This is a genomic window from Caballeronia sp. M23-90, assembly GCF_053574605.1.
Genome location: NZ_JBSIPA010000056.1, coordinates 1 through 22,518 on the forward strand (window position 1 = coordinate 1; position 22,518 = coordinate 22,518).

General features: G+C 59.7%; 24 protein-coding genes. 11 read left to right on the forward strand and 13 right to left on the reverse strand.

The window, feature by feature from the left end:
• Both ACRXB1_RS08580 and ACRXB1_RS08585 read left to right on the forward strand, forming a co-directional pair.
• On the forward strand, window positions 1-233 hold a 233-nt coding region (locus ACRXB1_RS08580; protein ID WP_449491764.1), incomplete at its 5' end, for a hypothetical protein.
• Between the two features lie 22 nt (window positions 234-255).
• Window positions 256-513, forward strand: coding sequence for a hypothetical protein (locus ACRXB1_RS08585; protein ID WP_075357648.1), 258 nt, complete (start codon window positions 256-258; stop codon window positions 511-513).
• A gap of 133 nt (window positions 514-646) precedes the next feature.
• On the opposite strand, the gene ACRXB1_RS08590 is transcribed toward ACRXB1_RS08585, so the two are convergent.
• Complete coding sequence (locus tag ACRXB1_RS08590) at window positions 647-1,879, reverse strand: MFS transporter (RefSeq protein ID WP_449491765.1); 1,233 nt, start codon at window positions 1,877-1,879, stop codon at window positions 647-649.
• Window positions 1,880-1,992: 113 nt separating this feature from the next.
• On the opposite strand from ACRXB1_RS08590, the gene ACRXB1_RS08595 reads away from it, so the two are divergent.
• Window positions 1,993-2,658: a TetR/AcrR family transcriptional regulator gene (locus ACRXB1_RS08595; protein WP_449491766.1), complete on the forward strand. Its 666-nt coding sequence runs from the start codon at window positions 1,993-1,995 to the stop codon at window positions 2,656-2,658.
• Here ACRXB1_RS08595 and ACRXB1_RS08600 read toward each other — a convergent pair whose 3' ends face one another.
• A complete protein-coding gene (locus ACRXB1_RS08600; protein WP_449491767.1) occupies window positions 2,659-3,834 on the reverse strand; it encodes an MFS transporter in 1,176 nt (391 codons plus the stop codon).
• A 254-nt stretch (window positions 3,835-4,088) separates the two neighbouring features.
• Between ACRXB1_RS08600 and ACRXB1_RS08605 the strand changes: the two genes are divergently transcribed.
• Window positions 4,089-4,490: an ester cyclase gene (locus ACRXB1_RS08605; RefSeq protein ID WP_174365696.1), complete on the forward strand. Its 402-nt coding sequence runs from the start codon at window positions 4,089-4,091 to the stop codon at window positions 4,488-4,490.
• Here the strand turns inward: ACRXB1_RS08605 and ACRXB1_RS08610 are convergent.
• The 5 genes from ACRXB1_RS08610 to ACRXB1_RS08630 form a co-directional block, all read right to left on the reverse strand.
• Window positions 4,487-5,215, reverse strand: coding sequence for an SDR family NAD(P)-dependent oxidoreductase (locus tag ACRXB1_RS08610; RefSeq protein ID WP_449491768.1), 729 nt, complete (start codon window positions 5,213-5,215; stop codon window positions 4,487-4,489). The genes ACRXB1_RS08605 and ACRXB1_RS08610 overlap by 4 nt on opposite strands.
• 22 nt (window positions 5,216-5,237) lie before the next feature.
• On the reverse strand, window positions 5,238-6,539 hold the full coding sequence (locus tag ACRXB1_RS08615; protein ID WP_062001980.1) for an MFS transporter: 1,302 nt from the start codon (window positions 6,537-6,539) through the stop codon (window positions 5,238-5,240).
• A gap of 77 nt (window positions 6,540-6,616) precedes the next feature.
• Entirely contained in the window at window positions 6,617-7,366 is a 750-nt protein-coding gene (locus ACRXB1_RS08620; protein WP_449491769.1) for an SDR family NAD(P)-dependent oxidoreductase, read from the reverse strand.
• A complete protein-coding gene (locus ACRXB1_RS08625; protein ID WP_062001978.1) occupies window positions 7,363-7,890 on the reverse strand; it encodes a 2,4'-dihydroxyacetophenone dioxygenase family protein in 528 nt (175 codons plus the stop codon). Before ACRXB1_RS08625 ends, ACRXB1_RS08620 begins: the two co-directional genes overlap by 4 nt.
• A gap of 153 nt (window positions 7,891-8,043) precedes the next feature.
• Window positions 8,044-9,087: a LacI family DNA-binding transcriptional regulator gene (locus tag ACRXB1_RS08630; protein ID WP_449491770.1), complete on the reverse strand. Its 1,044-nt coding sequence runs from the start codon at window positions 9,085-9,087 to the stop codon at window positions 8,044-8,046.
• 221 nt (window positions 9,088-9,308) lie between these two features.
• Here ACRXB1_RS08630 and ACRXB1_RS08635 point away from each other — a divergent pair, with 221 nt between their 5' ends.
• Together ACRXB1_RS08635 and ACRXB1_RS08640 are read left to right on the forward strand one after the other, a co-directional pair.
• The gene (locus ACRXB1_RS08635) at window positions 9,309-10,184 is read left to right on the forward strand and encodes a sugar phosphate isomerase/epimerase family protein (protein ID WP_449491771.1); all 876 of its coding nucleotides are present in this window, start codon (window positions 9,309-9,311) and stop codon (window positions 10,182-10,184) included.
• Window positions 10,185-10,234: 50 nt separating this feature from the next.
• Window positions 10,235-10,855 (forward strand): nucleoside/nucleotide kinase family protein, encoded by a 621-nt coding sequence (locus tag ACRXB1_RS08640; protein WP_075357703.1) that lies wholly within the window; start codon window positions 10,235-10,237, stop codon window positions 10,853-10,855.
• Window positions 10,856-10,867: 12 nt separating this feature from the next.
• Here ACRXB1_RS08640 and ACRXB1_RS08645 read toward each other — a convergent pair whose 3' ends face one another.
• The 4 genes from ACRXB1_RS08645 to ACRXB1_RS08660 all read right to left on the reverse strand — a co-directional run bounded on the left by ACRXB1_RS08645 (window position 10,868) and on the right by ACRXB1_RS08660 (window position 13,557).
• A complete protein-coding gene (locus tag ACRXB1_RS08645; RefSeq protein ID WP_449491772.1) occupies window positions 10,868-11,104 on the reverse strand; it encodes an alpha/beta hydrolase in 237 nt (78 codons plus the stop codon).
• Between the two features lie 96 nt (window positions 11,105-11,200).
• A complete protein-coding gene (locus ACRXB1_RS08650) occupies window positions 11,201-11,971 on the reverse strand; it encodes an SDR family oxidoreductase (RefSeq protein ID WP_075357640.1) in 771 nt (256 codons plus the stop codon).
• An 11-nt stretch (window positions 11,972-11,982) separates the two neighbouring features.
• Window positions 11,983-12,843, reverse strand: coding sequence for an alpha/beta fold hydrolase (locus ACRXB1_RS08655; protein WP_449491773.1), 861 nt, complete (start codon window positions 12,841-12,843; stop codon window positions 11,983-11,985).
• 18 nt (window positions 12,844-12,861) lie between these two features.
• A complete protein-coding gene (locus ACRXB1_RS08660; protein ID WP_449491774.1) occupies window positions 12,862-13,557 on the reverse strand; it encodes an alpha/beta fold hydrolase in 696 nt (231 codons plus the stop codon).
• A gap of 175 nt (window positions 13,558-13,732) precedes the next feature.
• Here ACRXB1_RS08660 and ACRXB1_RS08665 point away from each other — a divergent pair, with 175 nt between their 5' ends.
• Window positions 13,733-14,371 (forward strand): CGNR zinc finger domain-containing protein, encoded by a 639-nt coding sequence (locus ACRXB1_RS08665; RefSeq protein ID WP_086382661.1) that lies wholly within the window; start codon window positions 13,733-13,735, stop codon window positions 14,369-14,371.
• Between the two features lie 50 nt (window positions 14,372-14,421).
• On the forward strand, window positions 14,422-15,120 hold the full coding sequence (locus ACRXB1_RS08670; RefSeq protein ID WP_449491775.1) for a haloacid dehalogenase type II: 699 nt from the start codon (window positions 14,422-14,424) through the stop codon (window positions 15,118-15,120).
• 53 nt (window positions 15,121-15,173) lie between these two features.
• Here the strand turns inward: ACRXB1_RS08670 and ACRXB1_RS08675 are convergent, their stop codons facing one another.
• Both ACRXB1_RS08675 and ACRXB1_RS08680 read right to left on the reverse strand, forming a co-directional pair.
• Window positions 15,174-15,491, reverse strand: a complete 318-nt coding sequence (locus tag ACRXB1_RS08675) for a c-type cytochrome (protein WP_062001970.1) — start codon at window positions 15,489-15,491, stop codon at window positions 15,174-15,176.
• Window positions 15,488-16,756: a PQQ-dependent sugar dehydrogenase gene (locus tag ACRXB1_RS08680; RefSeq protein WP_449491776.1), complete on the reverse strand. Its 1,269-nt coding sequence runs from the start codon at window positions 16,754-16,756 to the stop codon at window positions 15,488-15,490. The genes ACRXB1_RS08675 and ACRXB1_RS08680 overlap by 4 nt, the downstream gene beginning before the upstream one ends.
• Before the next feature lie 1,191 nt (window positions 16,757-17,947).
• Between ACRXB1_RS08680 and ACRXB1_RS08685 the strand changes: the two genes are divergently transcribed.
• Genes ACRXB1_RS08685 through ACRXB1_RS08695 form a run of 3 tightly spaced genes read left to right on the forward strand, consistent with a single transcriptional unit; the run spans window position 17,948 to window position 22,479 of the window.
• On the forward strand, window positions 17,948-21,139 hold the full coding sequence (locus tag ACRXB1_RS08685) for an efflux RND transporter permease subunit (protein WP_449491777.1): 3,192 nt from the start codon (window positions 17,948-17,950) through the stop codon (window positions 21,137-21,139).
• A complete protein-coding gene (locus ACRXB1_RS08690) occupies window positions 21,129-22,313 on the forward strand; it encodes an efflux RND transporter periplasmic adaptor subunit (protein WP_075357634.1) in 1,185 nt (394 codons plus the stop codon). Before ACRXB1_RS08685 ends, ACRXB1_RS08690 begins: the two co-directional genes overlap by 11 nt.
• Window positions 22,306-22,479, forward strand: a complete 174-nt coding sequence (locus ACRXB1_RS08695; protein WP_449491778.1) for a hypothetical protein — start codon at window positions 22,306-22,308, stop codon at window positions 22,477-22,479. The genes ACRXB1_RS08690 and ACRXB1_RS08695 overlap by 8 nt, the downstream gene beginning before the upstream one ends.
• Window positions 22,480-22,518 lie beyond the last annotated feature (39 nt).

The window sequence follows — 22,518 nt, forward strand, 5'->3', positions numbered from 1 at the left end:
CCAATGCGGTATCCGGCGAGACCACCTGCTTCTGGAGCATGCGAAGCCTGTGCGCGATCGACTATGTTCACGGGACGGTGTCGGGCGGAACCGTCGAGAACTTCCCGACGTGGACGTGGAACCAGATTCCGCAGATGCAGGCTGACGGGATCGACAAGACCCAGGTGAATCGGTTGTCGACGTGGCTGAACACTGCTTACCCGAGCGGCAACTATCTGAGCCTGATCAAGTAAGCGGCAAGTAGTAATCAAGTGCATGAGAGAACGCGAGGCTTCCGACATCTCGGGCCTCGCGTTTTCCATGGATAGCGGAAATGCGTCCAGCACAGCATCCGCCCCTCGATTGCTCAATCTTCAATGCACCAAGTGCGTGCCGCTCTTTCGTGAAGCCGATGCCGCGATCCAGAGCGACATTGCTTCCATCCGCGGCATGGATGTCATCATCAACGAACTCGCGGGCGCTTCGGCACAACAGGGCGATGGCATCGAACAGATCAACGTGGCGATCGCGTAACTCGATCGTGTGACGCAATAGAACGCGGCGCTGGTGGAGGAAGCGGCTGCTGCGAGCGCATCGCTGAAGGAGCAAGCGCTGAAAATGGAAGGCGTGGCCGCTGCATTCTATGTGGCGTAGCAGCCCGCATTCGTCAGTGACCGCCGACCCGTGCGTTCGATGAGCGGTGTCCCGCCGGGAAGCCATGTGAGCGCGCCGCCCAGGCGGTCGAAAGGCCGATCATGATCAGGGCGAGCATTGCCCACGGAAATGCCCTGACCCCCCACGCTGTGAGGAGCACGCCGCCCAGCATGCCGCCTCCCGCAATGGCGCTGTTCCAGACCACCACGTTCATTGAAAGCGCAACGTCCGCGCCGTCGCCCGCCGAGTCCGCAAGCGCGGTTTGAAGCAGCGTGGCGGCGCCTCCGAATGTCAAACCCCACGCCACCATGCCGGCGCACACCACGCTCGCCGACGTACCCGCCAGGCCGAAGGCAACAGTGGTCAGCGCGAACGCGCCGAGGCTTGCAAGGACGGCGGCGCGAAGTTTTCCATCGACCAGACGTCCCGTGATCCAGATTCCCGCGAGCGCCGCCGCGCCGAACAGCAGCAAGACGATGTCGACCTGTTTGCCCAGACCCGCGACCGCCACGAAGGGCGCGACATAGGTGTACAGGATGTTGTGCGCCAGCATCCACGCCAGCACAACACCCAATACTGGGCGCACGCCCGGCGTGGTGAGTACCTCGCGCAACGGTTTTTGTCGCGTGCCGGATTGACCTGGAAAGTCGGGCACGCTGGAACATACCCACGCGACCAGGATCAATGTCAGAAACGACATGACGCCGAACGCCGCGCGCCATCCGACCAGCGTTCCGAGCCAGGTACCGAGCGGCACACCGAGCGACAGTGCGATGGGTGTACCGACCATTGCCACTGCGAGCGCGCGTCCTTGCTGTGCGGCCGGTACCATGCGCCGCGCGTAACCGGCCAGCAGGCTCCATGCGAGTCCGGCGGAGGCGCCCGCAAAAAAGCGCGCGACCAAGGTCAGTGCGTAATTCGACGACAGCGCGGTGATCGAGTTGAAGATGAAAAAACCTGCGATCGTCATCAACAGGACGGTACGGCGACGCCATGCGCGCGTGGCAATGGTCAGCGGTATCGCTGCAAGCAGCGAACCTACCGCATAGGCCGTTACCATCTGTCCCGCGAGCGATTGCGATATGCCCATGCCCTCGCCGATCTGGGGCAGCAGGCCGGCCGGCAACGTCTCCGTATTGATGCAGATGAAGCCGGTCATTGCCAGCGCGAGCAGGCCGCTCAACGGAAAAGGCTTCGACAGGCCCGCGTCGTATTCGGCCGCTCGTGTTGCTGTGTCATTGCTCATGGGACCCTGGTTCATAAGTTATGTATCGATCGATATATAAGTTATCCGTCTTCGACTGCCCTTGTCAACGACTAATGTATCGATTAGTATAAAAATCATCGAAGGAGGGATGAATGGCTAGAACCGGGCGGCCGCGTACGTTTGACAAGGACACTGCGATTCAGCAGGCAATGACGCTTTTCTGGACGCATGGCTACGAGGCCACTTCGCTGTCGAGCCTCAAGTCGGCCATGGGCGACATTTCCGCACCCAGCTTTTATGCGGCGTTCGGGTCAAAAGAACTGTTGTTCCGTGAGGTATTGGCGCGTTACCTGGCGTCATTCGGGCAGGTTTCCGCAAGTCTGCGGGATGATTCTTTGGCGCCCAGGAAAGCTATCGAGCTGACGTTGCGGCGCTCGGCGAAAATGCAGACGGACGCGTCTCATCCATCGGGTTGCCTGCTTGTACTGGCTACAGCAACGTGCACGGAAGAGAGTCAGGACTTGCATGACGCGCTGGCGGATGAACGCAGGCTCAATTCGAGCGCCATGCTCGGTTGCGTGCAACGCGCCATTCGCAACAAGGAACTTCCCAAGGCCACGGACGCAGTTGCACTAGCGGCCATGCTCGATTCTTTCTATCTGGGCATGACCATCAAGGCGCGAGATGGCGCGACCTTCGACGAACTCGACCGGGCCATCGATCAGATGATGGGCCTGTGGGATGCGCTGGCTGGAGTATCAACAAAGAAAAAAGCGGCGAAAGCAGGGCGTGACCGGCAAGCCGCGGTTTTCTCCTGATCACAATGTCAATGCATTGCCTGCATGCTGTTCCCAAAGGATCGCAAGGAGGAATGCGATCGCACACACGAGCAGCACGACAATCAACGCCGCGGGCGCAATGGCGTGCATCAGCGCGCCGGTGATGATCGGACCACCGAAGCTCGCAACACTCCACGACGCGCCCACAAGCGAGCTTGCCGACACGAGCGCCGCACCACGAAAGCGTTCGCCGCAAGCCACGAGCGACAGCGTATAGATGCTCCCGGCGGCCGCCCCAATGACAAACAAAAGCGGCCAGCACAGCCACGGATTCGATACCGCCCAAGGCAGCAACGGCAACAGCCCGATCACGACCAGCGCAGCGCCCATATGCACGCGCACGCGGCCGACACGATCCGCCAGCCAGCCGATGGGGAACTGCATCAGCGTATCGCCAAGCAGCACCGCCGATCCGAACAGCAGTGCCAGATTTTCGGGAACACCCTTCGACATCGCGAACAGGGGCATGAGAGAAAGGGCGAGGGTATCGAAGAGCGCGAAGAACGCCGTGCCGATCAGGATGGCGGGCATCAGCGGCATGACATGGCGCCATGTACCGTGGCTGTTTCCGGTCACATCAGATCCGCCGCCCGATCCATGCGCAGGCGGTCCTGCACGCACCAGCGCAAGGGCTGGCAGCGCGAACATAAATACCGCGCCGCATACGATGAATCGCGTTGCATGCCACTCCCCAATGATGCTCACCATCACAGGGCCGGCCATCTGGAACGCCGTGAAATTGGTGGCATAGACAGCGACAAGACGGCCGCGATTGGTATCGTCGGCGAGTTCGTTTACCCATGCTTCGCCGATGGTAAAGAGCAACATCAGCGCCGCGCCGCTCACCACGCGAAACACCGCCCATAGCCACAGGTGCGTGGTGAACTGCATGAGGATGGTGGCTGCTGAAACACTCAACGCCGCGCCCATGATGATCTGGCGTGCACTGAACCGTCCCGTGATGCGGCCGACCAAGGGTATGACGAGCAAGCCGCCGCCCGCTTGCATGGCCGTCATCAGTCCGACGATGTCCGTCCCATAGCCGGCGTTGGTCAGCGCAAGCGCCGTAAGAGGCAAGGTGGCGCCGAGGCCAAGCCCGACCACGGCGACGCTCAATATGAGGCCGAGAAAATTGCGCGAGAGGATTATTTTCATTGACCGTCGTGCAGCGGTTCCAAAGTTGATGGTCAGTGTGTATCGCGCATTTTACCAAACAGGCATGTAGGCACTTTCGCTTCGACCCGTCATTGCAAGCAGCCGTTTTGCGAAGGCGCAACGACAGAGGCTGGATTTTTGCACGATCGAGCTTGTGCGGCGGCTTGAGCCGCGCGTGCCGAACTTATATAAGATTGTTCGCGAATGCCTGGCGCTTGCGGCCGGAACCTCCCCATCGATCAGGAGAATCGCAATTGGAAAAAACTGACCTCGCAGACGTCTACCGGGCCTACATTGCGTGCCTGAACAAGCAGGACTGGCCGCAACTCGGACAGTTCGTTCATGCGGACGCGTCTCATAACGGCAAGCGTTTCGGGCTCGCCGGGTATCGCGGGATGCTGGAAAGAGACTTCGATGAGATCCCCGACCTGCACTTCAACATTCAATTATTGGTCGCTGACCCGCCATTCATAGCGAGCCGCCTTGCTTTCGCGTGTACGCCAAAGGGAACATTCCTTGGCCTTCCCGTGAACGGCAGGACGGTTTCGTTTGCCGAGAATGTCTTCTATCAGTTCCGGGAAGGGAAGATCGCGGAGGTGTGGTCAGTGATCGACAAGGCCGCTATCGAAGCCCAGCTACATGGCGCAGGTTCCTAAGCGGCGAGATAACCCCCGTCCACTGGCACGATCGCCGCAGTCATGAACGACGCCGCCGGCGAGCATAAAAACGCCACGACCTGCGCGACTTCTTCGGGGCCGCCCCAGCGTTTCATGGGCGTGCGTTCGAGGATGGCCTGCGAGCGTCCGCTGTCTTCCTGCAAGGCTTGCGTCAAAGGGGTGGCAATCCAGCCTGGAGCGACAGCGTTCACGCGAATGCCGTCCGCAGCATAGGCAATGGCGAGCGACTTCGTCAGTTGCGAAATCGCACCCTTGCTCGCGCTATAGGCCGGAACCAGTCCGCCACCGAAGAAGCTCAACATAGAAGCCGTATTCACGATGCATCCCGACGACGCCTTGAGCAACTCACGCGCGCCGGAGCAGACGCGCATGGTGCCGTGCAGGTTGATATCGACGACATCCTCGAACACATCGACTTCATGCTCGGCACCGCGCCGAATCACGCCCGCGCAGTTAACCACGATATCGAGCTGATCGAACTCCTTCAGCACGGCATTGACGTTGGCGGTCGACCGCACGTCCAGCGTGACCTTGCGCACCGCTGCATCCAATACGTCGGGTGTTTCCGGTCCAGGCGGCAAGCCGGCCGCCACCACACGCGCGCCCAACTGCGAAAGACGATTCGCGATGGCCGCGCCAATGCCGGTCAGGCCGCCGGTGACGAGCGCCACCTGGCCTTCGAGCAGGTTGTCCTTGAAAGTCATGTTCGATCCTGGGAATGAAAATTTACGTCGGCTGTGTCTCGACTGCGGCGGGCAACGTTTCAGGCGCCACCTCTTTCACCACGAACAGATACACGAGCGCGGCGGCGAAGGCGACTGCTGCGCTGATCAGAAGCGCGTTGACAAATGAATGCGTCTGGTCGACCACGATGCCGGTGATGATCGGCGCGAATGATCCGCCAAGGTATCCGCCGAAGTTCTGCATGCTGCCAAGCGACGCCACCAGGTGACGCGGCGCCGCGACGCTGACCAGCGCCCATGCGGTACCACTCGACATATTCACGAAGAACATGGCGAACGAGATATAGACGATGGCAAGCGTGGTGCTCGGCGTATAAGCAGCGGGGACCGTGAAAGCAGCGGCGCCCACCAGCCCGATGCAAAGCGGCCACTTGCGGCTGCGAATAGGCGCCATGCCGCGCTTGAGCAGATGGTCGGCAATATAGCCGCTCGACACCATGCCGATGGTCCCGAAAACATAAGGTATGGATACCAGCCAGCCGGTATGCGCAATGCTCAGGTGACGTTCGTTTTCGAGGTACCCCGGCAGCCACGTGAGATACAGCCACACCATGTAGATCACGCCCATGAAACCGAAGACCATGCCCCACGTATTGCGCAGCTTGAACAGGTTCCCCCATTCGGCCAGGCTCACGCCCTTTGCCCGCGGTTCGACCTTGTGGTCCGATTCCAGATAAGCGATCTCCGATTCGTCCAGGGCGACTTCATCGCGATTTCGATACTGCACATACCAGCCGATCGAAACCAGTATGCCGAGAGCGCCCATGATGATGAACATCGTTCGCCATCCGAATGAAAGCATCAACACCGTCAGGAGCGGTGGGGCGATCATCGGCGCAATGGTCGATGACGCAACAAAGGTGCCGGTTGGGCGTCCTCGCTCATGTACGGCGAACCACTCGTTGACGACCTTCGCCCCAGCCGGGAACAAGGGCGCTTCCGAGACCCCGAGGACGATCCGCGCCAGAAGAAAATGATTGAGCGTCTGGATGAAGCCGCCCGCGAGTTGCGCGACCGACCATACCAGCATGCCGAGCCCGAGCATTGCCCGCGAACCGAATCGATCCAGTAGTGCGCCTACAGGAAGCTGTGCGAACGCATAGGCCAGCGAAAATGCAGACAACAGCAAGCCCATTTGCGAAGCCGAGAGATGCAACTCCTGGCTCACTGAATGGTTTGCTATGGAAAGCGTTGAACGGTCCAGGTAATTGACGATACCCGCAATGGTCAGGAACGTGACCGCAACGACCTGCGTGCGCTTGAGGCGCGGGGATTTTTGTAGCATGTGCTTGTCTCCTGCGTGGAATTGTCGTGAGCAATGACTGCTTTCTTATTGGTGCGTGACGCCTGTTCGCCCCATGGTCAGTAGGTCGCGCGGCCTCCGGAGAGATCGAAGGTTGCGCCTGTATTGAAGGTGCAGGAATCCGAGCATAACCATAATGCGAGGGCGGCCACTTCTTGTGTTGCGCCGAGCCGGCCCATCGGACTTTTATCGATCATGGTCTGCACGTGAGACGCGGCCATCTGTCTGAGCAAGGGCGTGTCAACTGCTGCGGGCGCGATGCCGTTCACCAGGATCCCGGTCAGCGCCAGTTCCTTGCCCAGAGACTTGGTCATTGCGATGACTCCCGCTTTTGCCGCGCTATAAGCCGATGCGTTCGCCGTGCCTTCCTTGCCTGCAAGCGACGCCACGTTGACGATACGCCCACTCTGCGCTTTACGCATGCCCGGCAGCACGATGCGGCTCACGTGATAAGTGCCGAGAAGGTTGACTTCGATCACGCGTTGCCATTCGTCGGGGTCGCATTCATCGAGCGGCTGTGTGGAACCGGCGAAACCCGCATTGTTCACCAGGTAATCGATGCGGCCAAACCGGTCGATGGTCGCGGCCAACGCCGCTTCAATGGACGCGGGGTCCGTGATGTCGACATGAAAATGCGCGGGTGCGTTTGGTGTATCGACGTTGCCCGCGATCCGATCCCAGTTCACCGCCGACGCACCGTTGTCGATGAATGCATCGCAGATCGCGCGGCCGATGCCTCCGGCCGCGCCCGTCACGACCGCTACCCGGCCGGTGAAGTCGTAGCGTGCGCAGGAAGAATGCGGGTTCATCGAATGAACTGGTCCACGTAATCCTCGCCCAGTCCCACCGATGCATAGTGTTTGCGGCACATCTCGATCTTGGTGAACACGTCCTCGTAGCCGGTGTAGTTACCGTACGGATCACAGTAGAACATCACGCCGTTGACCTGGAAATACGTGATCATCTCTTCGACGTCTTCAGGCACATACAAGGTATGGGTCTCGCCGGGCGGCTCATAGACGTAACTGCCTTCGGTCGCAGTCCATTCGTGTTCGAGGTACTTCCACCGTCCCTTCAAGACGAATCCATGAACGCCTTGCGGATGACGATGCCGGCTCAGAACGCCTGACTTGCGCACGCGCAGCAGGTTCATCCAGTAACCTTGCGATGCGTTGAGGCACAGCGGACGGAACGATACATTCTCGGCTTGCGGCACCCATACGCGTTCATCGGTCGGAATCGCGAACGGCACCACGACTTCCTTCTGTGCTTCCTTGGGGAACGGAAGCTGATAAGGCATGGTGGCCGGGTAAGTATTGACGGTATCTGGCATCGGGCGACCTTTTTAGTTTGTCCATAATATGGACGTGCGTCCACAATGTGATTAATTATTGAAGTTTTGCGATGTCGAGTCAATCCTCGGGTATTTACCGAGGCAACAGCGATACCTAAATCGGGTAAAGAAGCTCGCGTGTTTTGAACGCGATTAGATAGCCTGATCCTGCTCGTCGAGCATGCGGCCAAAGCCCGTCGGCACGATAACAAGCGGGTGCGCTGCAGGGTCATGGCCATCGGCGAGCGCGAAGGCCTCTGAAATGATGGCCTCGACGTCCTGGCGCATCATGGTGACATCGAAGGGAAGGTGGGCCGCGAAAGGGTCCCAGTCGAAGCATCCGAACACGGACGACTGCCAGGCTTCCCGAGGTAACGCCGATGCAAACTGAACCAGCCCTTCGAACGCCGTAATCGAGTTCATCAGCAAACCCGCGGGAAGGCGGCCGAGCTGCTCGACACGTCGGGCGAGTGCGTGGCGGGTATCGGATGCGTTATAGCCGCAACATTCCACGGCATCGATTGCAGGCGCCAGATTGCGTGCCGCGAATGCCTCGCGAAAACCATCGATACGCTTGTCCGTCGCGTACTCGTTCTCGATACCCCCAAGAAACACTAGCTCCTCGGCCAGGTCTCCGCGGGCCTGCATCTTGTCGATGAGCACGTCGGTGAGTGCGCGGGCGCCGCCGTGGTTATCGGAGACAACGGACGGCGCGTCCGCGCCCGGCAAGTCCACGTTGACGCACGGAACGCCTGCCGCCGCGCACAGCGCGTTGAGCGGGGAAGGATCGCGCACGCCCGTGATGAACAGCACTTCGACGCGCTGCGAAAGCAGTGTTTCGGTGACGCTGGTTTCCACCGCCGGATCGCGCTGCGTGCTCACGACGATCGGGCACAAGCCGCGCCTTCTCGCCTGATCTTCGAACGTTTCGGCGAGTCCTGCGAAGAAGCGGTTCCGGTAATGAGGGAGGATCATGCCGGCCAGACCCGAGCGCGACAGCCGCAGCCCGCGTGCGGCCATGTTCACGTTGTAGCCGAGTTGCTGGGCGCTTTCGAGAATGCGGTTCGCCGTCTCTTCCTTGATCCGATAGCGCGCCCACGTCCCGTTGAGGACCATGCTCACCGCCGCCACCGATGTGCCGGTCGCCCTGGAGATGTCGTAGATCGTGGATTTGCGTGTGGTGCCGGTGCGGGCCATCTCAGGTTCCATTTTCAGTTGAATCCGTTCGCAGCAAGAGGCTGACGCGCTTTGCGCCGCCGCCCTATTAGGGTATCCGAGAGTTGATCTATTTGCTGAATGGATTCAGCATCATTTCAGACGATTTGCTAAATGGATTTAGCAAATTCATGACAGCGCGTGAATCGCGCTTATCGAATTTCGATCCGCCAATGCGCGGTCAATATGCAAGGAGTCATGAAATGAACAAATTAGGCGTTCACGCATTGGTCTGGGCCGGCGATCTCACGCCGCAATCCACTCGCAAGGTCATCAGCCAGACCAAGGCGGCGGGGTTCGACCTTGTCGAACTGTCGCTTCATGGTCCCAAGGTCATGGACCTGTCGCTTACGCGTGACCTGCTCCAGGAGCATGGCCTGGAGATCGGCTGCTCCCGCGGCCTCACTTTCGACGCCGATGTCTCAAGCGACGATCCCGCAGCGGTCTCGCGCGGTCTCGCGTTGCTGGAAGAGGGCGTGAGCATCACCGCCGAACTCGGCGGCAACTATTTCGGCGGCATCCTGTATGGCGCGATGGCGAAGTACTCCGCGCCGATCACGCCGCAAGGCCGGCGTCACGCGGTCGATTCGCTCAAGCGTATTGCGGATTTCGCGTTGAAGAAAGGCGTGACGCTCGGCCTGGAGGTCGTGAACCGCTATGAAAGCAACCTGCTGAACACGGCGTCGCAAGCGCTCGACATGCTCGACGAAGTCGATGCCCCCAACGTGGTCGTGCACCTCGATACCTATCACATGAACATCGAGGAATCGGACTTCATGCAGCCCGTGCTGGCATGCGGCAAGCGCCTGGGCTATGTTCATATCGGCGAAAGCAATCGTGGTTACCTGGGCTCGGGTACTATCGACTTCGCGCAGTTTTTCCACGCGCTCGCCATGATCGATTACAAGGGCGTCGTGACCTTCGAGAGCTTTTCATCAACGGTCGTGAACGAGCAGTTATCGAACGCGCTGGCGATCTGGCGCAACCTGTGGGAAGACAGCATGGACCTCGCAACGCACGCGCGGGCGTTCATGGCCGGCGGCATCAACGCGGCCGCCAAGGCGAAGGCGCACCATTAACGAAAGCGTGTATCGCACTACTTTTATTGCACTACTCTTGGATGGAGTCGATGATCGAAGACCGTTATATGGATCGGCTGCAGCAGCTTGTTGCAAGCGGTCAGCGCAGCATTCTCGGGCTGGCGGGTGCGCCCGGCGCGGGTAAATCGACGCTTGCGCAGGCCATTCTCGATGCATTCCCGGGCCGCGCCGTAGTCGTGCCAATGGACGGCTTTCACCTTGCGAATGTGGAGCTCGAACGTCTTGGACGCGCTTCGCGCAAGGGTGCGGAAGATACCTTCGACAGCGCCGGATTCGTTGCGTTGCTAAGCCGGATTCGCGCGCAGCGTGAAGGAGAGATAATCTACGCCCCGACGTTTCGCCGCGAGATCGAGGAGCCGATTGCGAGCGCAATTCCGGTGATGGCCGACATTCCGCTCGTGATCACGGAAGGCAATTACCTGCTGCTGCAGCGCGGCCATTGGAACGCGGTTAGATCGTTGCTCGACGAAGCCTGGTACGTCGATGTCGACCCGAAACTGCGTGTGCAGCGGCTCGTTGCACGCCACATAAGATTCGGCCGCGATGAAGACGCTGCCAAGACATGGGTGCAGCAAACTGACGAGGTCAACGCGGCGCTCATCGAGTTGACGCGTGCGCGCGCTGACCTGGTTTTTGAATGGCCTGCGTAACTTCGCCTGCTGTCAGCGAGCCTGAAGCTTCTCCACGAGCTTCAATTCGTCGGCCCAATCGCCCAGACCGCTCTGGGCGTTGAGATGTCCGCGTGCGCCGGCATCGATCCATTCGCTGCCCCAAGCAGCCGCGCACGCGCACGCCCACGCATGATTCTCGCCGCCATAAGGATCGTCGCTGCTCGAAACGACAATGGAAGGAAACGGATCTTCTCCTGAGCTGGTTTGCCGGTGTAGCAGGCGTGTCATCGTACAGGTGCTTTGAACATCTACTCGGGAAGGTGATGCGTCCCCTCGAATGTTACTGAACGAAACCACCCGCGTACGCATCTCTCTCAAGAGAAATCAAATCGACTTGACCTCTCCGCCGTCCATCCTCAGCGTCGATCCTGTCATCCAGTGCGCCGCCGGCGACACAATGAATGCCATCAACTCCGCTATCTCCTCGGGCGTGCCAAACCGCGCGATCTGCGCTTCCGCAGGAAATCTCGCCGTTGCTTCTTCAACCGTCATGTCGTGAAGCGGCGCCCAGTGCTCGAGGTAGGATTGGCGGCGGCCGGTCATGACCGGGCCAGGCAGCACGCTGTTGACCTGTACGCCGTCGGCAATGCCACGGTCCGAAAACGCCTTTGCCAGCGCCACGATCGCCGCGTTGATCGTGCCGACCGCAGCATACGGGGCCTTGGGGAAGAGCGCGGAGTTGCCCGACATCAGCACCACGGACCCCGATGTCTTCTTGAGCGCTGGCCATGCTGCGACCGTCAATCGCCGGGCGCCGTGCAGCTTCAGTGCAAGGCCGCGTTCCCATTGGTCGTCGGTCATATCGAAGAGATCGATCTGCGGTACGGCGCCTGCAATGTTGAGCAGCGCGTCGATCTGCCCGAACGCTGACAGCGTCTTGTCGACGACGTCCTGCGCCACTTCCGGGTGAGATAAATCGGCATCGATGACCAGCGCTCGTGCGCCAGCTTTCTTCACGTCGTCTGCTGTCTGGTCGAGCTTCTCGCGATTGCGCGCGACAAGCACGATCGACGAAAAATCACGCGCCAACCGGATGGCGGTCGAGCGGCCGATGCCCTGACTCGCTCCCGTGACGATAGCTACCTTCGTGGACATTTCGCGTCTCCTCAGGATTTGTGAATCAGAAATTCGGCGATGGCCGAAGCGATTTCCGGGGCATGCGTTTCAAGCGCGAAATGCCCGGTATCGAAGAAACGTACGACCGCATCGGGAATGTCGCGCTTGAACGCCTCGGCGCCCGGTGGCAAGAAGAACGGATCGTTCTTTCCCCACACCGCGAGAAAGGGTGGACGATGGGTCCGGAAATATTCCTGGAACGACGGGTACAACGCGACATTGCTTTTATAGTCGCCGAACAGGTCGAGCTGAATTTCATCCGCGCCGGGACGGCTCAAATAGAAGTCGTCGAGCGAATAGCCGTCCGGCGACACGAGCGTGGTGTCCGGGACACCGTGCGTGTATTGCCAGAAGGTCGTGTCGTGCGTGAGCATTGCACGCAGCGCTTCGCGATTCGCACTCGACGCATCCTCCCAATAGGCGCGAATGGGATTCCAGCCATCGCTCAAACCTTCTTCGTACGCGTTGCCGTTCTGCGAGATGATCGCGGTAATTCGTTCAGGATGACTGAGCGCCAGACGAAATCCCGTTGGCGCGCCGTAGTCAAAAACATAGATTGCAAAGCGATCGAAACCGACAACTTCGGTAAACCGTCCAATGACCTTGGCGATGTTCTCGAACGTGTACGTAAACGCTTCGCGGCCTGGCATATCCGATTGCCCGAAGCCAGGCAGATCCGGCGCGATGATATGGAAGCGGTCGGCGAGCCTCGGAATCAGGTCGCGAAACATGTGGCCCGAGCTTGGAAAGCCGTGCAGGAGCAATAACTTTGGCGCGCCGGATTGACCCGCTTCACGGTAAAACACCTTGAAGCCGTCAACGTCAGCAGAGCGATAGGTAGTGGCAGACATGAGTTCTTCCTTACGAAGTTATTGAGCGGCAACTGCGCAAGCCGCTTCGATGATCACGCTGGTCACGGCATCCGGCGACGTAATCATCGGCGTGTGATCGACGGGATATGAACGCACGAGCGCGTTCATGCGCTGTGCCATGAATTGCTGGTTTTCGCGAATGATCATCCGGTCTTCATCAGCAATCAGGAACCAGCTCGGCCGGTCCTTCCAGAGAGGACGTCCCACTGCCACCCCGATACACGAAACGGAAACAGGGCGCTGAACCGCTTCCAGCACGGTCAGCTCTTGCGAACTCGCATGCTGCGCGAACGCGTCCGCAAAGGCTTTCTTGGGCAACCAGATCAGGCCATGCTTGTCCGGCGATAGTGTGGGCGCTAGCGGATGCGGTTTGCCGCGATTGAATACGTCGCCGACGGTTTCGCCTTCATCGGGCGCCAACGCGGCCACGTAGACCAAGGCCCTGACATTCTCGGCCCGCGCCGATCCGATCACCGCGCCGGCGTACGCATGCCCCGCGAGAACCACTGGACCATCCACGCGTTCCAGTGTTCTTCCGAGCGCTGCCACGTCGTCTTGCAACGAACTCAGCGGCAGGGGCGCCGCGATCGCATTGATACCTTGTGCCTTCAGCCTTTCGATGACCTTGCTCCAACTCGATCCGTCTGCCCACGCGCCGTGTACGAGCACCGCACTTACATTTCCAGCCGACATGTCTTGATCCTCCAAAGATAAAGTGACGTAGATACACGCCTGCGGCTCTGATTAACGAGGTGCTTATATGTAACCGTCCCATTGCATATTTAAAGGTTACACTGACGATGTAACTTGTCAAGGAGAGTTTTAGTGGTTACGATTCCATTATCGTTATTTCGGACCGCCGTGAAAGATGGATTACCGCCAAATACCCGCGATGTTCGTGGCCGACGCGCCCGGCCTTGATTTCCTGAACTCGGTCGCAACGCCCGTAGATGAACAAGTTGACTGGATACCCAATGGCGAGGGCCTGTTGTCGTGGCTGACGCAGGCGGGGCTTGCGCCATCCGCTGCAATCGAAGCGATCAGAAGCCGTTCCACCGCGGCCGAACTCGACGACCTGGCGGCGAAAGCACGCGAACTGCGGGAATGGTTCAGGGGATTTACGCGGAAGAGGAAGGGACGGCCGTTGGCGCCAAAGGACCTTCGTGAACTTGGACCCTTGAATCAGCTACTCGAGCGTGACCAGCAGCATCAGGAGATCGTCAAACGTTCATTGAATGGCGTCGCGCGTCTCGAACTTCAGGCGGTTCGACGTTGGGATTCACCAGAATCACTGCTTATGCCAATAGCCGAAGCGCTCGCGAAGCTCGTCTGCGAGGAGGACTTCACGTACGTGAAAGCGTGCGAGGGTCCGACGTGCACGCTGATGTTCGCAGATCACACCCGCGGTCACGCTCGCCGATGGTGCAGCATGGCTGCCTGCGGCAACCGCGCGAAGGTTGCCGCACACCGCAAGCGTCTCAAGGATCAGGAGAGCGGCGGACTTTAGAGTCTTGAGCTTGTATCGGCGTGTTGCGTCCATGTATTGAGGAGCGTGAGATGAACCATATCAAGGCGATCGCATTCGATCTTTATGGAACCCTGTTCGATGTTCATTCGGTCATCGACCAGTGCGAAAAACGTTTTCCGGGACGAGGACGCGAAGTCAGTACGGTGTGGAGGCAAAAACAACTCGAATACACGTGGTTGCGCAGCCTGATGAACCGCTACGTGACCTTCGAACAGGCAACGGAAGATGCACTGCGCTATACCTGCAAACATCTACGGCTTGATCTCGATGAACCGGCTTGCAGCACGCTTTGTGATGCTTATCTGCGTTTGCAATCGTTTCCGGAAGTGCCTGCGGCGCTGCGCGAACTGAGGGCGCGCGGGTTGAAACTGGCGGTGCTGTCAAATGGTTCGCCGCATTCCATCGGCGCCGTGGTGGGTAACGGCGGTCTTCGCGATGAATTCGATCATCTGATCAGCGTCGATCCGGTTCGGATCTTTAAACCGCATGATCAAGCGTACGCATTGGCCGAGCGGGTTTTTGGACTTGCGCGCGGATCGATTCTTTTTGTGTCGTCGAATGCGTGGGATGCAACCGGTGCGCGATATTTCGGTTTCCCGACGTGCTGGATCAATCGCGGCGGCGGGACCTTTGATGAGATGGGGCAAGCACCGGACTGGGAGTTGCGCGGGCTCGATGAAGTGGCGCGGCTGTTCGATGGTGCTGAACGGAATGCGCCGCTGGCCTGAGAAAAAGCGGGGCGGCTTCGGCTTGATGCAGAAGCATAAGCCGCCCGTTTCCATCACGGCCGAAGACTGTGATAGTACGCGGCAAGATTCGCGATATCGGTATCGGATAGCGGCTTGGCCATCATCGTCATCATCTCGTTCTGGCGCGCGCCGGATTTGAAATCGTTCAGCGCCTTGACCAGATACTCTTCGGTTTGTCCGGCGAGATTGGGTGCGTCCGGAATCTTCGCGAGGCCGTCAATGCCGTGACATGCCTGGCATTGCAGGGCTTTGGCGCGTCCAGCCTGCACGTCGGCGGCGAGCGCCGCATGCGCGGACCACACGGCGGCCGCGACTAGCGCCGCCGTCATCATCGTCGAAGATTTCTTCATTTTCCGCCCGTGTAAGAGATGCGATAGATTGCGCCGGCGAAGTCATCGGAGACGAGCAGCGAGCCGTCCTGCAACTGCTGCACGTCAACCGGACGGCCCATATACTCGCCCGTTGGCGTGAGCCAGCCTTCAGCAAATACCTCTGCCTCGCCAGCCGTGCCGTCATCCTTGACCGGCGTGAACATGATGCGCGCGCCGATCGGCGTCGTGCGATTCCACGAGCCGTGCTGGGCATCGAATATCCCACCCTGATACTTCGCCGGGAACATCTTGCCGGTGTAGAACGACATGCCGAGGTCGGCCGCGTGCGCCACCATTTCGACTTGCGGGAACACCACGCCGGCAGGTGGCGTTGCGTCCTTGTATTCGACTGTGCGGACCTTGCCGCCGCCATACCAAGGGAAGCCGAAGTTCTCGCCCGCTTTCGTCGCGCGATTGAGTTCGCCGGGCGGAATGTCGTCGCCCATGCCATCGACCTGGTTGTCGGTGAACCACAGCGTCTTGTCCTTCGGATTGAAGTCGAGACCCACGGAATTGCGTATGCCATGTGCATAGATCTCGCGGTTCTTGCCATCCTGATCCATGCGGATAATGCCCGCGAGACCGTTCTTGTCGAGCTCGGCGAGCTTGTCCTTTGGCGGCACGTTCCATGGCTGCCCCAGCGCGATATACAACTTCTTGTCCGGTCCGATGCGGCACACGCGCGCGCCATGGTTGAAGCTTTCGAACTGCGTCGGAATCAGCTTGCCCTGCGGCACGACGACGGCCGCCGCAACATCGCTGCCGCCTTCTCCGAAGAATTGCGCTGCAGGAAACGCAAGCACACGATTCTGCTCGATGACGTAAAGAACACCGTCAGGCGAAAAACATACGCCGTTGGGAACCTTGAACGTCACCGAACTTGCAAAGGCGACGACATCGTCCGCAACCCGGCGCTTGGTGCGGTCGGTCACTTGCCATACGCGCGCCTTGCGCGTGCCGACGAAGACAACGCCCGTCGATGGTTCGATCGCCATGTGGCGCGCGTCCGGCACGACCGCATACAACTCGATCTTGAAGCCCGGCGGCAGTTTGATCGACTTGAGATTTTCACGCAGCGCGTCGGCGCGCTGGCCGGTCTGCGGCACGGTTTCGGCGGGCGTGGTGTTACCCGTTTGCTGGAAGTTAGAAAGTGTATTGACGTTGTCCTGCGCCGCCTGGGCGCATGGCAGGGCGGCGAGCATCGCGCCAACGGCAACAGGCATAAGCTTGAGCGCTGCGTTCATCTGTTTGTCTCCTGGGATGTTGCTTCGTTTTTAGTGACTGCAACTACGGACAGAAAGTGATGTGCGATACGAAACATGCCGTGCCCGCGTGCGATGCTCGCGCTAAACGATGCCATAGAGACGCAAGCATGATCGGTGTGCTTTGTGCGAGGGAGCGTCCGCGAGCTTTGGCGGTCGCCGCGGAGAAGCGCTGCATGAACGGGAGGTCTTGTTCATTGCTTCCTCGCAGTGCATCAATTCCTGACAGCGTTCCCTGAGGCATCACTAAAGGTGTGAATGGCAGCCGCGTAGCTTGAAAGGAAAAGCATGAGTGTCTGGTATAGACCGTCCGTGAATGCAGGTCAAGATCCGGTATTCCTGCAAGCAATTCACTGGTCAAGCGCTTTTCTCTTTTATCGTAATGTTAATGTAATTCATTGGGCAATTATTCTCAAAGCTCTTTGTGCGCGCCGCTTTTCGGGCTTGGATGTCGACGAACAACGTCATCCGCTGCGTTATGTGGACTCCCAATCACACGATCGAGTAGGCGCATCGTTATTGTTCGGGCCTTCAACGTATCGAGTCGAACGTTTTGGAGTTCGCTGTAGATCCATGTAATTTGGATACCGAAATATCCATCAATTTCCGTCTAAGGGTGATTGCTGCCAAGCGTCATTAGAAGCGGTTCCCGGCGAAAGGCGATCCCTGATCGGCCCGATCCGAAAATGGCAAAACTGCCAGCTTCGCATTGTTCTGACTATGTACACTCCGCCAGTCGATGTTTCTATCGATGAGAGATTCATATGGTTCAGTCCGAAACGAAGTAGCGCACACACGAAGTTTTTTAGTGAGTGCGTTTGGCCGCTGCAGAGTTGTTTTCGTTTGTGTACATTCGCGCATCGTCCTGGCGTTGGTGAATCCAATGGTTTGAACGATGCCTTGATTTCAGTTTGCCTTTTCGGGGAGGAATTTTGAAAGGCAGACGAAAACTACAATCTCCGCTCGACTGACATTTATGGTGCTCGAGACTTTTGGCAAGTTGGAACCCCGATCAATAGGGTTCGCTTGTAGCCGTACCGTCTGCCGTCATGATGAAAACGATCCTACCCGGCGTACTTTCCGGGCCACGCGAATGAATGCGGCCGCTCTGCGCCAATTGCCGCGCGAGGCGGCATCACGGCGCCCGGTGCAACCCCAAGTCCTGGAATTCTCATGCTTGCCCTAGTACGTATCGCTCTGCGGCGGCCCTATACGTTTGTCGTCCTGGCGATCCTTATCCTGATCATCGGACCGCTTTCGGCGTTGCGCACACCAACCGATATCTTTCCCGATATCCGCATTCCCGTCATCAGCGTCGTGTGGCAATACACGGGTCTGCCGCCCGATCAAATGGTTGGACGAATCACGTCGCCGTTCGAGCGCTCGCTGACCACGACCGTGAACGACATCCAGCACATTGAAGCAGAGTCGGTGAATGGCTTCGGGATCATCAAGATCTTCTTCCAGCCGGGTGTCAACATCAGCAATGCGAATGCGCAGGTGACCGCCGTTTCGCAGACGCAGTTGCGCCAACTGCCGCCGGGCACCACGCCGCCTTTGATCCTGAACTACAACGCATCGACGGTACCGATCATCCAGCTTGCGCTGTCGGGCAAGGGACTCTCTGAACAAAACCTGGGCGACCTCGGGCTGAATCAATTGCGTCCGGCGCTGGTCACCGTTGCAGGCGCTTCGATACCGTACCCGTTTGGCGGCAAGACCCGTCAGGTGCAGATCGACATCAATCCGGCGGCCCTGCAAGCACGCGGTCTGTCCGCGCAGGACGTCGCGAATGCGCTTGCAAGCCAGAATCTGCTGACGCCTATCGGCACGGAAAAGATCGGCGATCACGAATACACGCTGCAGCTCAACAATGCACCGTCCGCAATCAAGGCGCTCGGCGACCTGCCGATCAAGGCAGTGAACGGCACGACCGTTTATATCCACGACGTCGCCAACGTCCGCGACGGCAGCCCGCCGCAGACGAACATCGTGCACGTGGACGGCAAGCGCTCGGTGCTGATGTCGATCCTGAAGAACGGCTCCGTATCCACACTAGGGATCATCGACGGGATCAAGCAGCATGTGATCGATGCAAAACCTTCCTTGCCCGATGCGCTGCAAATCGCGCCGATCGGCGACCAGTCGTTGTTCGTGCGTGCGGCCATCAGCGGTGTGGCGCGCGAGGGCGTGATCGCAGCGGCGCTTACCAGCCTGATGATCCTGCTGTTCCTCGGAAGCTGGCGTTCGACGGTGATCATCGCGACCTCGATCCCGCTTGCGATTCTCGGTTCCATCGCGACCTTGTCGGCGCTCGGCGAGACGCTCAACATCATGACGCTGGGCGGACTCGCGCTCGCGGTGGGGATTCTGGTCGACGACGCGACGGTGACCATCGAAAATATCAACTGGCACCTGGAGCAGGGCAAGCAGGTTGAAGAGGCCATTCTCGATGGCGCCGCGCAAATCGTCACGCCGGCGTTCGTTGCGCTCTTGTGCATTTGTATTGTGTTCGTGCCGATGTTCTTCCTGAACGGCGTTGCGCGCTTTCTCTTCGTGCCCATGGCCGAGGCCGTGATCTTCGCGATGATCTCGTCGTTCATCTTGTCGCGCACGCTCGTTCCCACGATGGCGAAATACTTGCTGCATCCGCACGACCTCAGCGAAGACGCGCATGAGAAAAAGCGGCCGGGACCTTTGGGACGCTTCCAGCAAGGTTTCGAGCGCCGCTTCGAGAAGGTGCGCGCGGGGTATCACAGCCTGCTCGAACTGGCGCTGAACCATCGCGCGCCGTTCGTGAGTTGCTTTCTCGGCTTCGTGCTGGTTTCGTTCGCGCTCGTGCCTTTGCTGGGCCGCAACTTTTTCCCGGCGGTGGACGCGGGGCAGATCCTGTTGCACGTGCGTGCGCCAGTTGGCGTGCGTGTCGAGAAGACCGCGCAGATCTTCTCGGATGTGGAAGCATCGATCCGGCAGATCATTCCGCCGAACGAACTCAGCACGGTGGTCGATAACATCGGCCTGCCGGTGAGCGGTATCAACCTCGCGTACAACAATACGGGGACCATCGGCTCGCAAGATGGCGACATCCAGATCGCGCTGAACGAAAACCATCATCCAACCGATGACTACGTGAGGCAAATGCGCGAGAAACTGCCGCGGCTTTATCCCGGTGTGACGTTCTCGTTTCCGCCCGCGGACATCATCAGCCAGATCCTGAACTTCGGCTCGCCCGCGCCGGTCGACTTGCAGGTTCGCGGCAACAATCTGCCTGCCAACTTCGTCTACGCGAACCGCCTGCTGCGCGAGATCCGCCGGATTCCAGGCGTCGTCGATGCGCGCATCCAGCAAGCGCAAAATTCGCCGACCTTCAACGTTGACGTGGACCGCACGCGTGCGCAACTTCTCGGCATCAACGAACGCGATGTGACGAACAGCCTGGTGGTGAATCTCGCGGGATCGAGCCAGGTTGCGCCGACGTTCTGGCTGAATAACGCGAACGGCGTGTCATACCCGATCGTGATGCAGACACCGCAATACAGCCTTGATTCGCTCGCGTCGCTGCAGAACCTGCCGATCACATCGAGCCTGCAAAGCAGCGGCCAGATCCTCGGCGGCTTGGCCACCGTGCAGCGCACGAACACCAACGCGGTCGTGAGCCAGTACAACATCCAGCCGATGGTCGAGATCTTCGCGACCACGCAGGACCGCGATCTCGGTGCGGTTGCAGCGGATATTCAACGCGTCGTGCAGGACAATGCGGGTACGCTGCCTAAGGGTTCTTCGGTGGCCTTGCTCGGCCAGGTACAGACCATGAACAGCGCGTTTGCCGGCATGCTGTTCGGGCTGCTGGGCGCGGTCGTGCTGATCTATCTGATTGTCGTGGTCAACTTCCAGTCGTGGGCCGATCCGTTCGTGATCGTCACCGCGTTGCCCGCCGCGCTCGCGGGCATCGTCTGGATGCTGTTTGCAACGCACACCACGCTGTCCGTGCCGGCGCTGACCGGCGCGATCATGTGCATGGGCGTGGCGACCGCGAACTCCATTCTTGTCATCAGCTTCTGCCGCGAGCGTCTTGCCGAGCACGGCGACCCGTTCAAGGCGGCGCTCGAAGCTGGGTTCACCCGCTTCCGGCCGGTGCTGATGACCGCGCTCTCCATGATCATCGGCATGGCGCCGATGGCGCTCGCGCTGGGCGAGGGCGGCGAACAGAATGCACCGCTTGGCCGCGCCGTGATTGGCGGCCTGATTTTCGCCACCACCGCGTCGCTGCTTCTCGTCCCGGTGATCTTCTGCATCATTCACTCGCGCCCTGGCCGCGCGATTGCCCCGACACCCGTCACGGGAGGTCCTGCTCATGTCGTCTGAACCTGTTATCAATACTCCGCCCGTGCCGCGCCGACGACTTGTCGTGATCGCCGTAGTGGGGGTTGCGATCGCGTTGATCGTTGTCGCCGCCGGCGTCACGCTGCGTGCCGTCGATGCCCGTAACCTGAAGACCTGGACCGCCGCGCAAACGGTCCCGACCGTGACCGTGATTCATCCGGTCAGTGCCTCGAACGGGCCAACGCTCGATCTGCCTTCGCATCTCGAGGCGTATTCCCGTGCACCGCTGTTTGCGCGCGTGAGCGGTTATCTGAAGTCTTGGAGTGTGGATATCGGCGCGCCGGTCAAGGCCGGGCAACTGCTTGCGGTCATCGAGTCGCCCGAGCTCGATCAGCAGTTGCTTCAGGCGCGTGCCGACCTTGCAAGCGCCCAGGCGAATTCGGCGCTTGCCGGAACGACCGCGAAACGCTGGCAGGCGCTGCTTGGTTCGGACTCGGTCGCGCAACAGGAAGTCGATGAACGCACCGGCGACTACACCGCGAAGAAAGCCACGGTTGCGGCTGCGCAGGCCAACGTGGACCGCTTGCTCGCAACCAAGGGTTTCGAGCGGATCGTCGCGCCGTTCGACGGCGTCGTCACCGCCCGCGATACGGACGTGGGCGCGCTGATCAACGCGGGCAGCGGCGGTATCGGGCAGGAGCTGTTCGTGGTGTCCGACGTCAAGAAACTGCGGGTGTATGTGCAGGTGCCGCAGAGCTACGCGCCCGACGTCCGCAGTGGCACGACCGCAACGCTCACCGTGCCGGAGTATCCGGGCCAGCATTTCACGGCCCGCGTGATTGCATCGGCGGATTCGGTCAACGTGGCTTCCGGCACGACGCTGGTTCAACTACTCGTCGATAACACCGACGGCAAGCTCCTGCCCGGCGGCTTCGCAAGCCTGCAATTCAAGCTGCCCGTGCAACAAAACGCGGTACGTGTGCCCGCCAGTTCGCTCGTCTTCGACGCCCGCGGCCTGATGGTCGCCACGCTCGGCGCGAACGGGGAGGTCGTGTTCAAGAAGGTGACCATCAACCGCGATTTCGGCGATTCAGTGGAGATCGGTTCGGGACTCGTTGCAACGGATCGCGTGATCGATACACCGCCTGACGGTCTCGTGGATGGCGATCGTGTGCAAGTCGCCAGCACCGCCAAGAAGGTGTCCGCAAATGGCTAGGACGCTTGCGTTACGCGTTCCGGCACTGGCTGCTGCCGTGAGCATCCTCGCCGGTTGCTCTCTGGCGCCGGATTATCACGTGATCGATACACCGCCTGACGGTCTCGTGGATGGCGATCGTGTGCAAGTCGCCAGCACCGCCAAGAAGGTGTCCGCAAATGGCTAGGACGCTTGCGTTACGCGTTCCGGCACTGGCTGCTGCCGT

Coding starts and splice junctions, on each gene's coding strand:
- ACRXB1_RS08635 (WP_449491771.1), top strand. CDS start 9,309: ATGAACAAATTAGGCGTTCACGCATTGGTCTGGGCCGGCGATCTCACG.
- ACRXB1_RS08690 (WP_075357634.1), top strand. CDS start 21,129: ATGTCGTCTGAACCTGTTATCAATACTCCGCCCGTGCCGCGCCGACGA.
- ACRXB1_RS08585 (WP_075357648.1), top strand. CDS start 256: ATGAGAGAACGCGAGGCTTCCGACATCTCGGGCCTCGCGTTTTCCATG.
- ACRXB1_RS08660 (WP_449491774.1), bottom strand. CDS start 13,557: ATGTCGGCTGGAAATGTAAGTGCGGTGCTCGTACACGGCGCGTGGGCA.
- ACRXB1_RS08625 (WP_062001978.1), bottom strand. CDS start 7,890: ATGCCAGATACCGTCAATACTTACCCGGCCACCATGCCTTATCAGCTT.
- ACRXB1_RS08610 (WP_449491768.1), bottom strand. CDS start 5,215: ATGACTTTCAAGGACAACCTGCTCGAAGGCCAGGTGGCGCTCGTCACC.
- ACRXB1_RS08685 (WP_449491777.1), top strand. CDS start 17,948: ATGCTTGCCCTAGTACGTATCGCTCTGCGGCGGCCCTATACGTTTGTC.
- ACRXB1_RS08600 (WP_449491767.1), bottom strand. CDS start 3,834: ATGAAAATAATCCTCTCGCGCAATTTTCTCGGCCTCATATTGAGCGTC.
- ACRXB1_RS08650 (WP_075357640.1), bottom strand. CDS start 11,971: ATGTCCACGAAGGTAGCTATCGTCACGGGAGCGAGTCAGGGCATCGGC.
- ACRXB1_RS08630 (WP_449491770.1), bottom strand. CDS start 9,087: ATGGCCCGCACCGGCACCACACGCAAATCCACGATCTACGACATCTCC.
- ACRXB1_RS08665 (WP_086382661.1), top strand. CDS start 13,733: ATGGATTACCGCCAAATACCCGCGATGTTCGTGGCCGACGCGCCCGGC.
- ACRXB1_RS08645 (WP_449491772.1), bottom strand. CDS start 11,104: ATGACACGCCTGCTACACCGGCAAACCAGCTCAGGAGAAGATCCGTTT.
- ACRXB1_RS08615 (WP_062001980.1), bottom strand. CDS start 6,539: ATGCTACAAAAATCCCCGCGCCTCAAGCGCACGCAGGTCGTTGCGGTC.
- ACRXB1_RS08655 (WP_449491773.1), bottom strand. CDS start 12,843: ATGTCTGCCACTACCTATCGCTCTGCTGACGTTGACGGCTTCAAGGTG.
- ACRXB1_RS08590 (WP_449491765.1), bottom strand. CDS start 1,879: ATGAGCAATGACACAGCAACACGAGCGGCCGAATACGACGCGGGCCTG.
- ACRXB1_RS08680 (WP_449491776.1), bottom strand. CDS start 16,756: ATGAACGCAGCGCTCAAGCTTATGCCTGTTGCCGTTGGCGCGATGCTC.
- ACRXB1_RS08620 (WP_449491769.1), bottom strand. CDS start 7,366: ATGAACCCGCATTCTTCCTGCGCACGCTACGACTTCACCGGCCGGGTA.
- ACRXB1_RS08640 (WP_075357703.1), top strand. CDS start 10,235: ATGATCGAAGACCGTTATATGGATCGGCTGCAGCAGCTTGTTGCAAGC.
- ACRXB1_RS08670 (WP_449491775.1), top strand. CDS start 14,422: ATGAACCATATCAAGGCGATCGCATTCGATCTTTATGGAACCCTGTTC.
- ACRXB1_RS08595 (WP_449491766.1), top strand. CDS start 1,993: ATGGCTAGAACCGGGCGGCCGCGTACGTTTGACAAGGACACTGCGATT.
- ACRXB1_RS08695 (WP_449491778.1), top strand. CDS start 22,306: ATGGCTAGGACGCTTGCGTTACGCGTTCCGGCACTGGCTGCTGCCGTG.
- ACRXB1_RS08675 (WP_062001970.1), bottom strand. CDS start 15,491: ATGAAGAAATCTTCGACGATGATGACGGCGGCGCTAGTCGCGGCCGCC.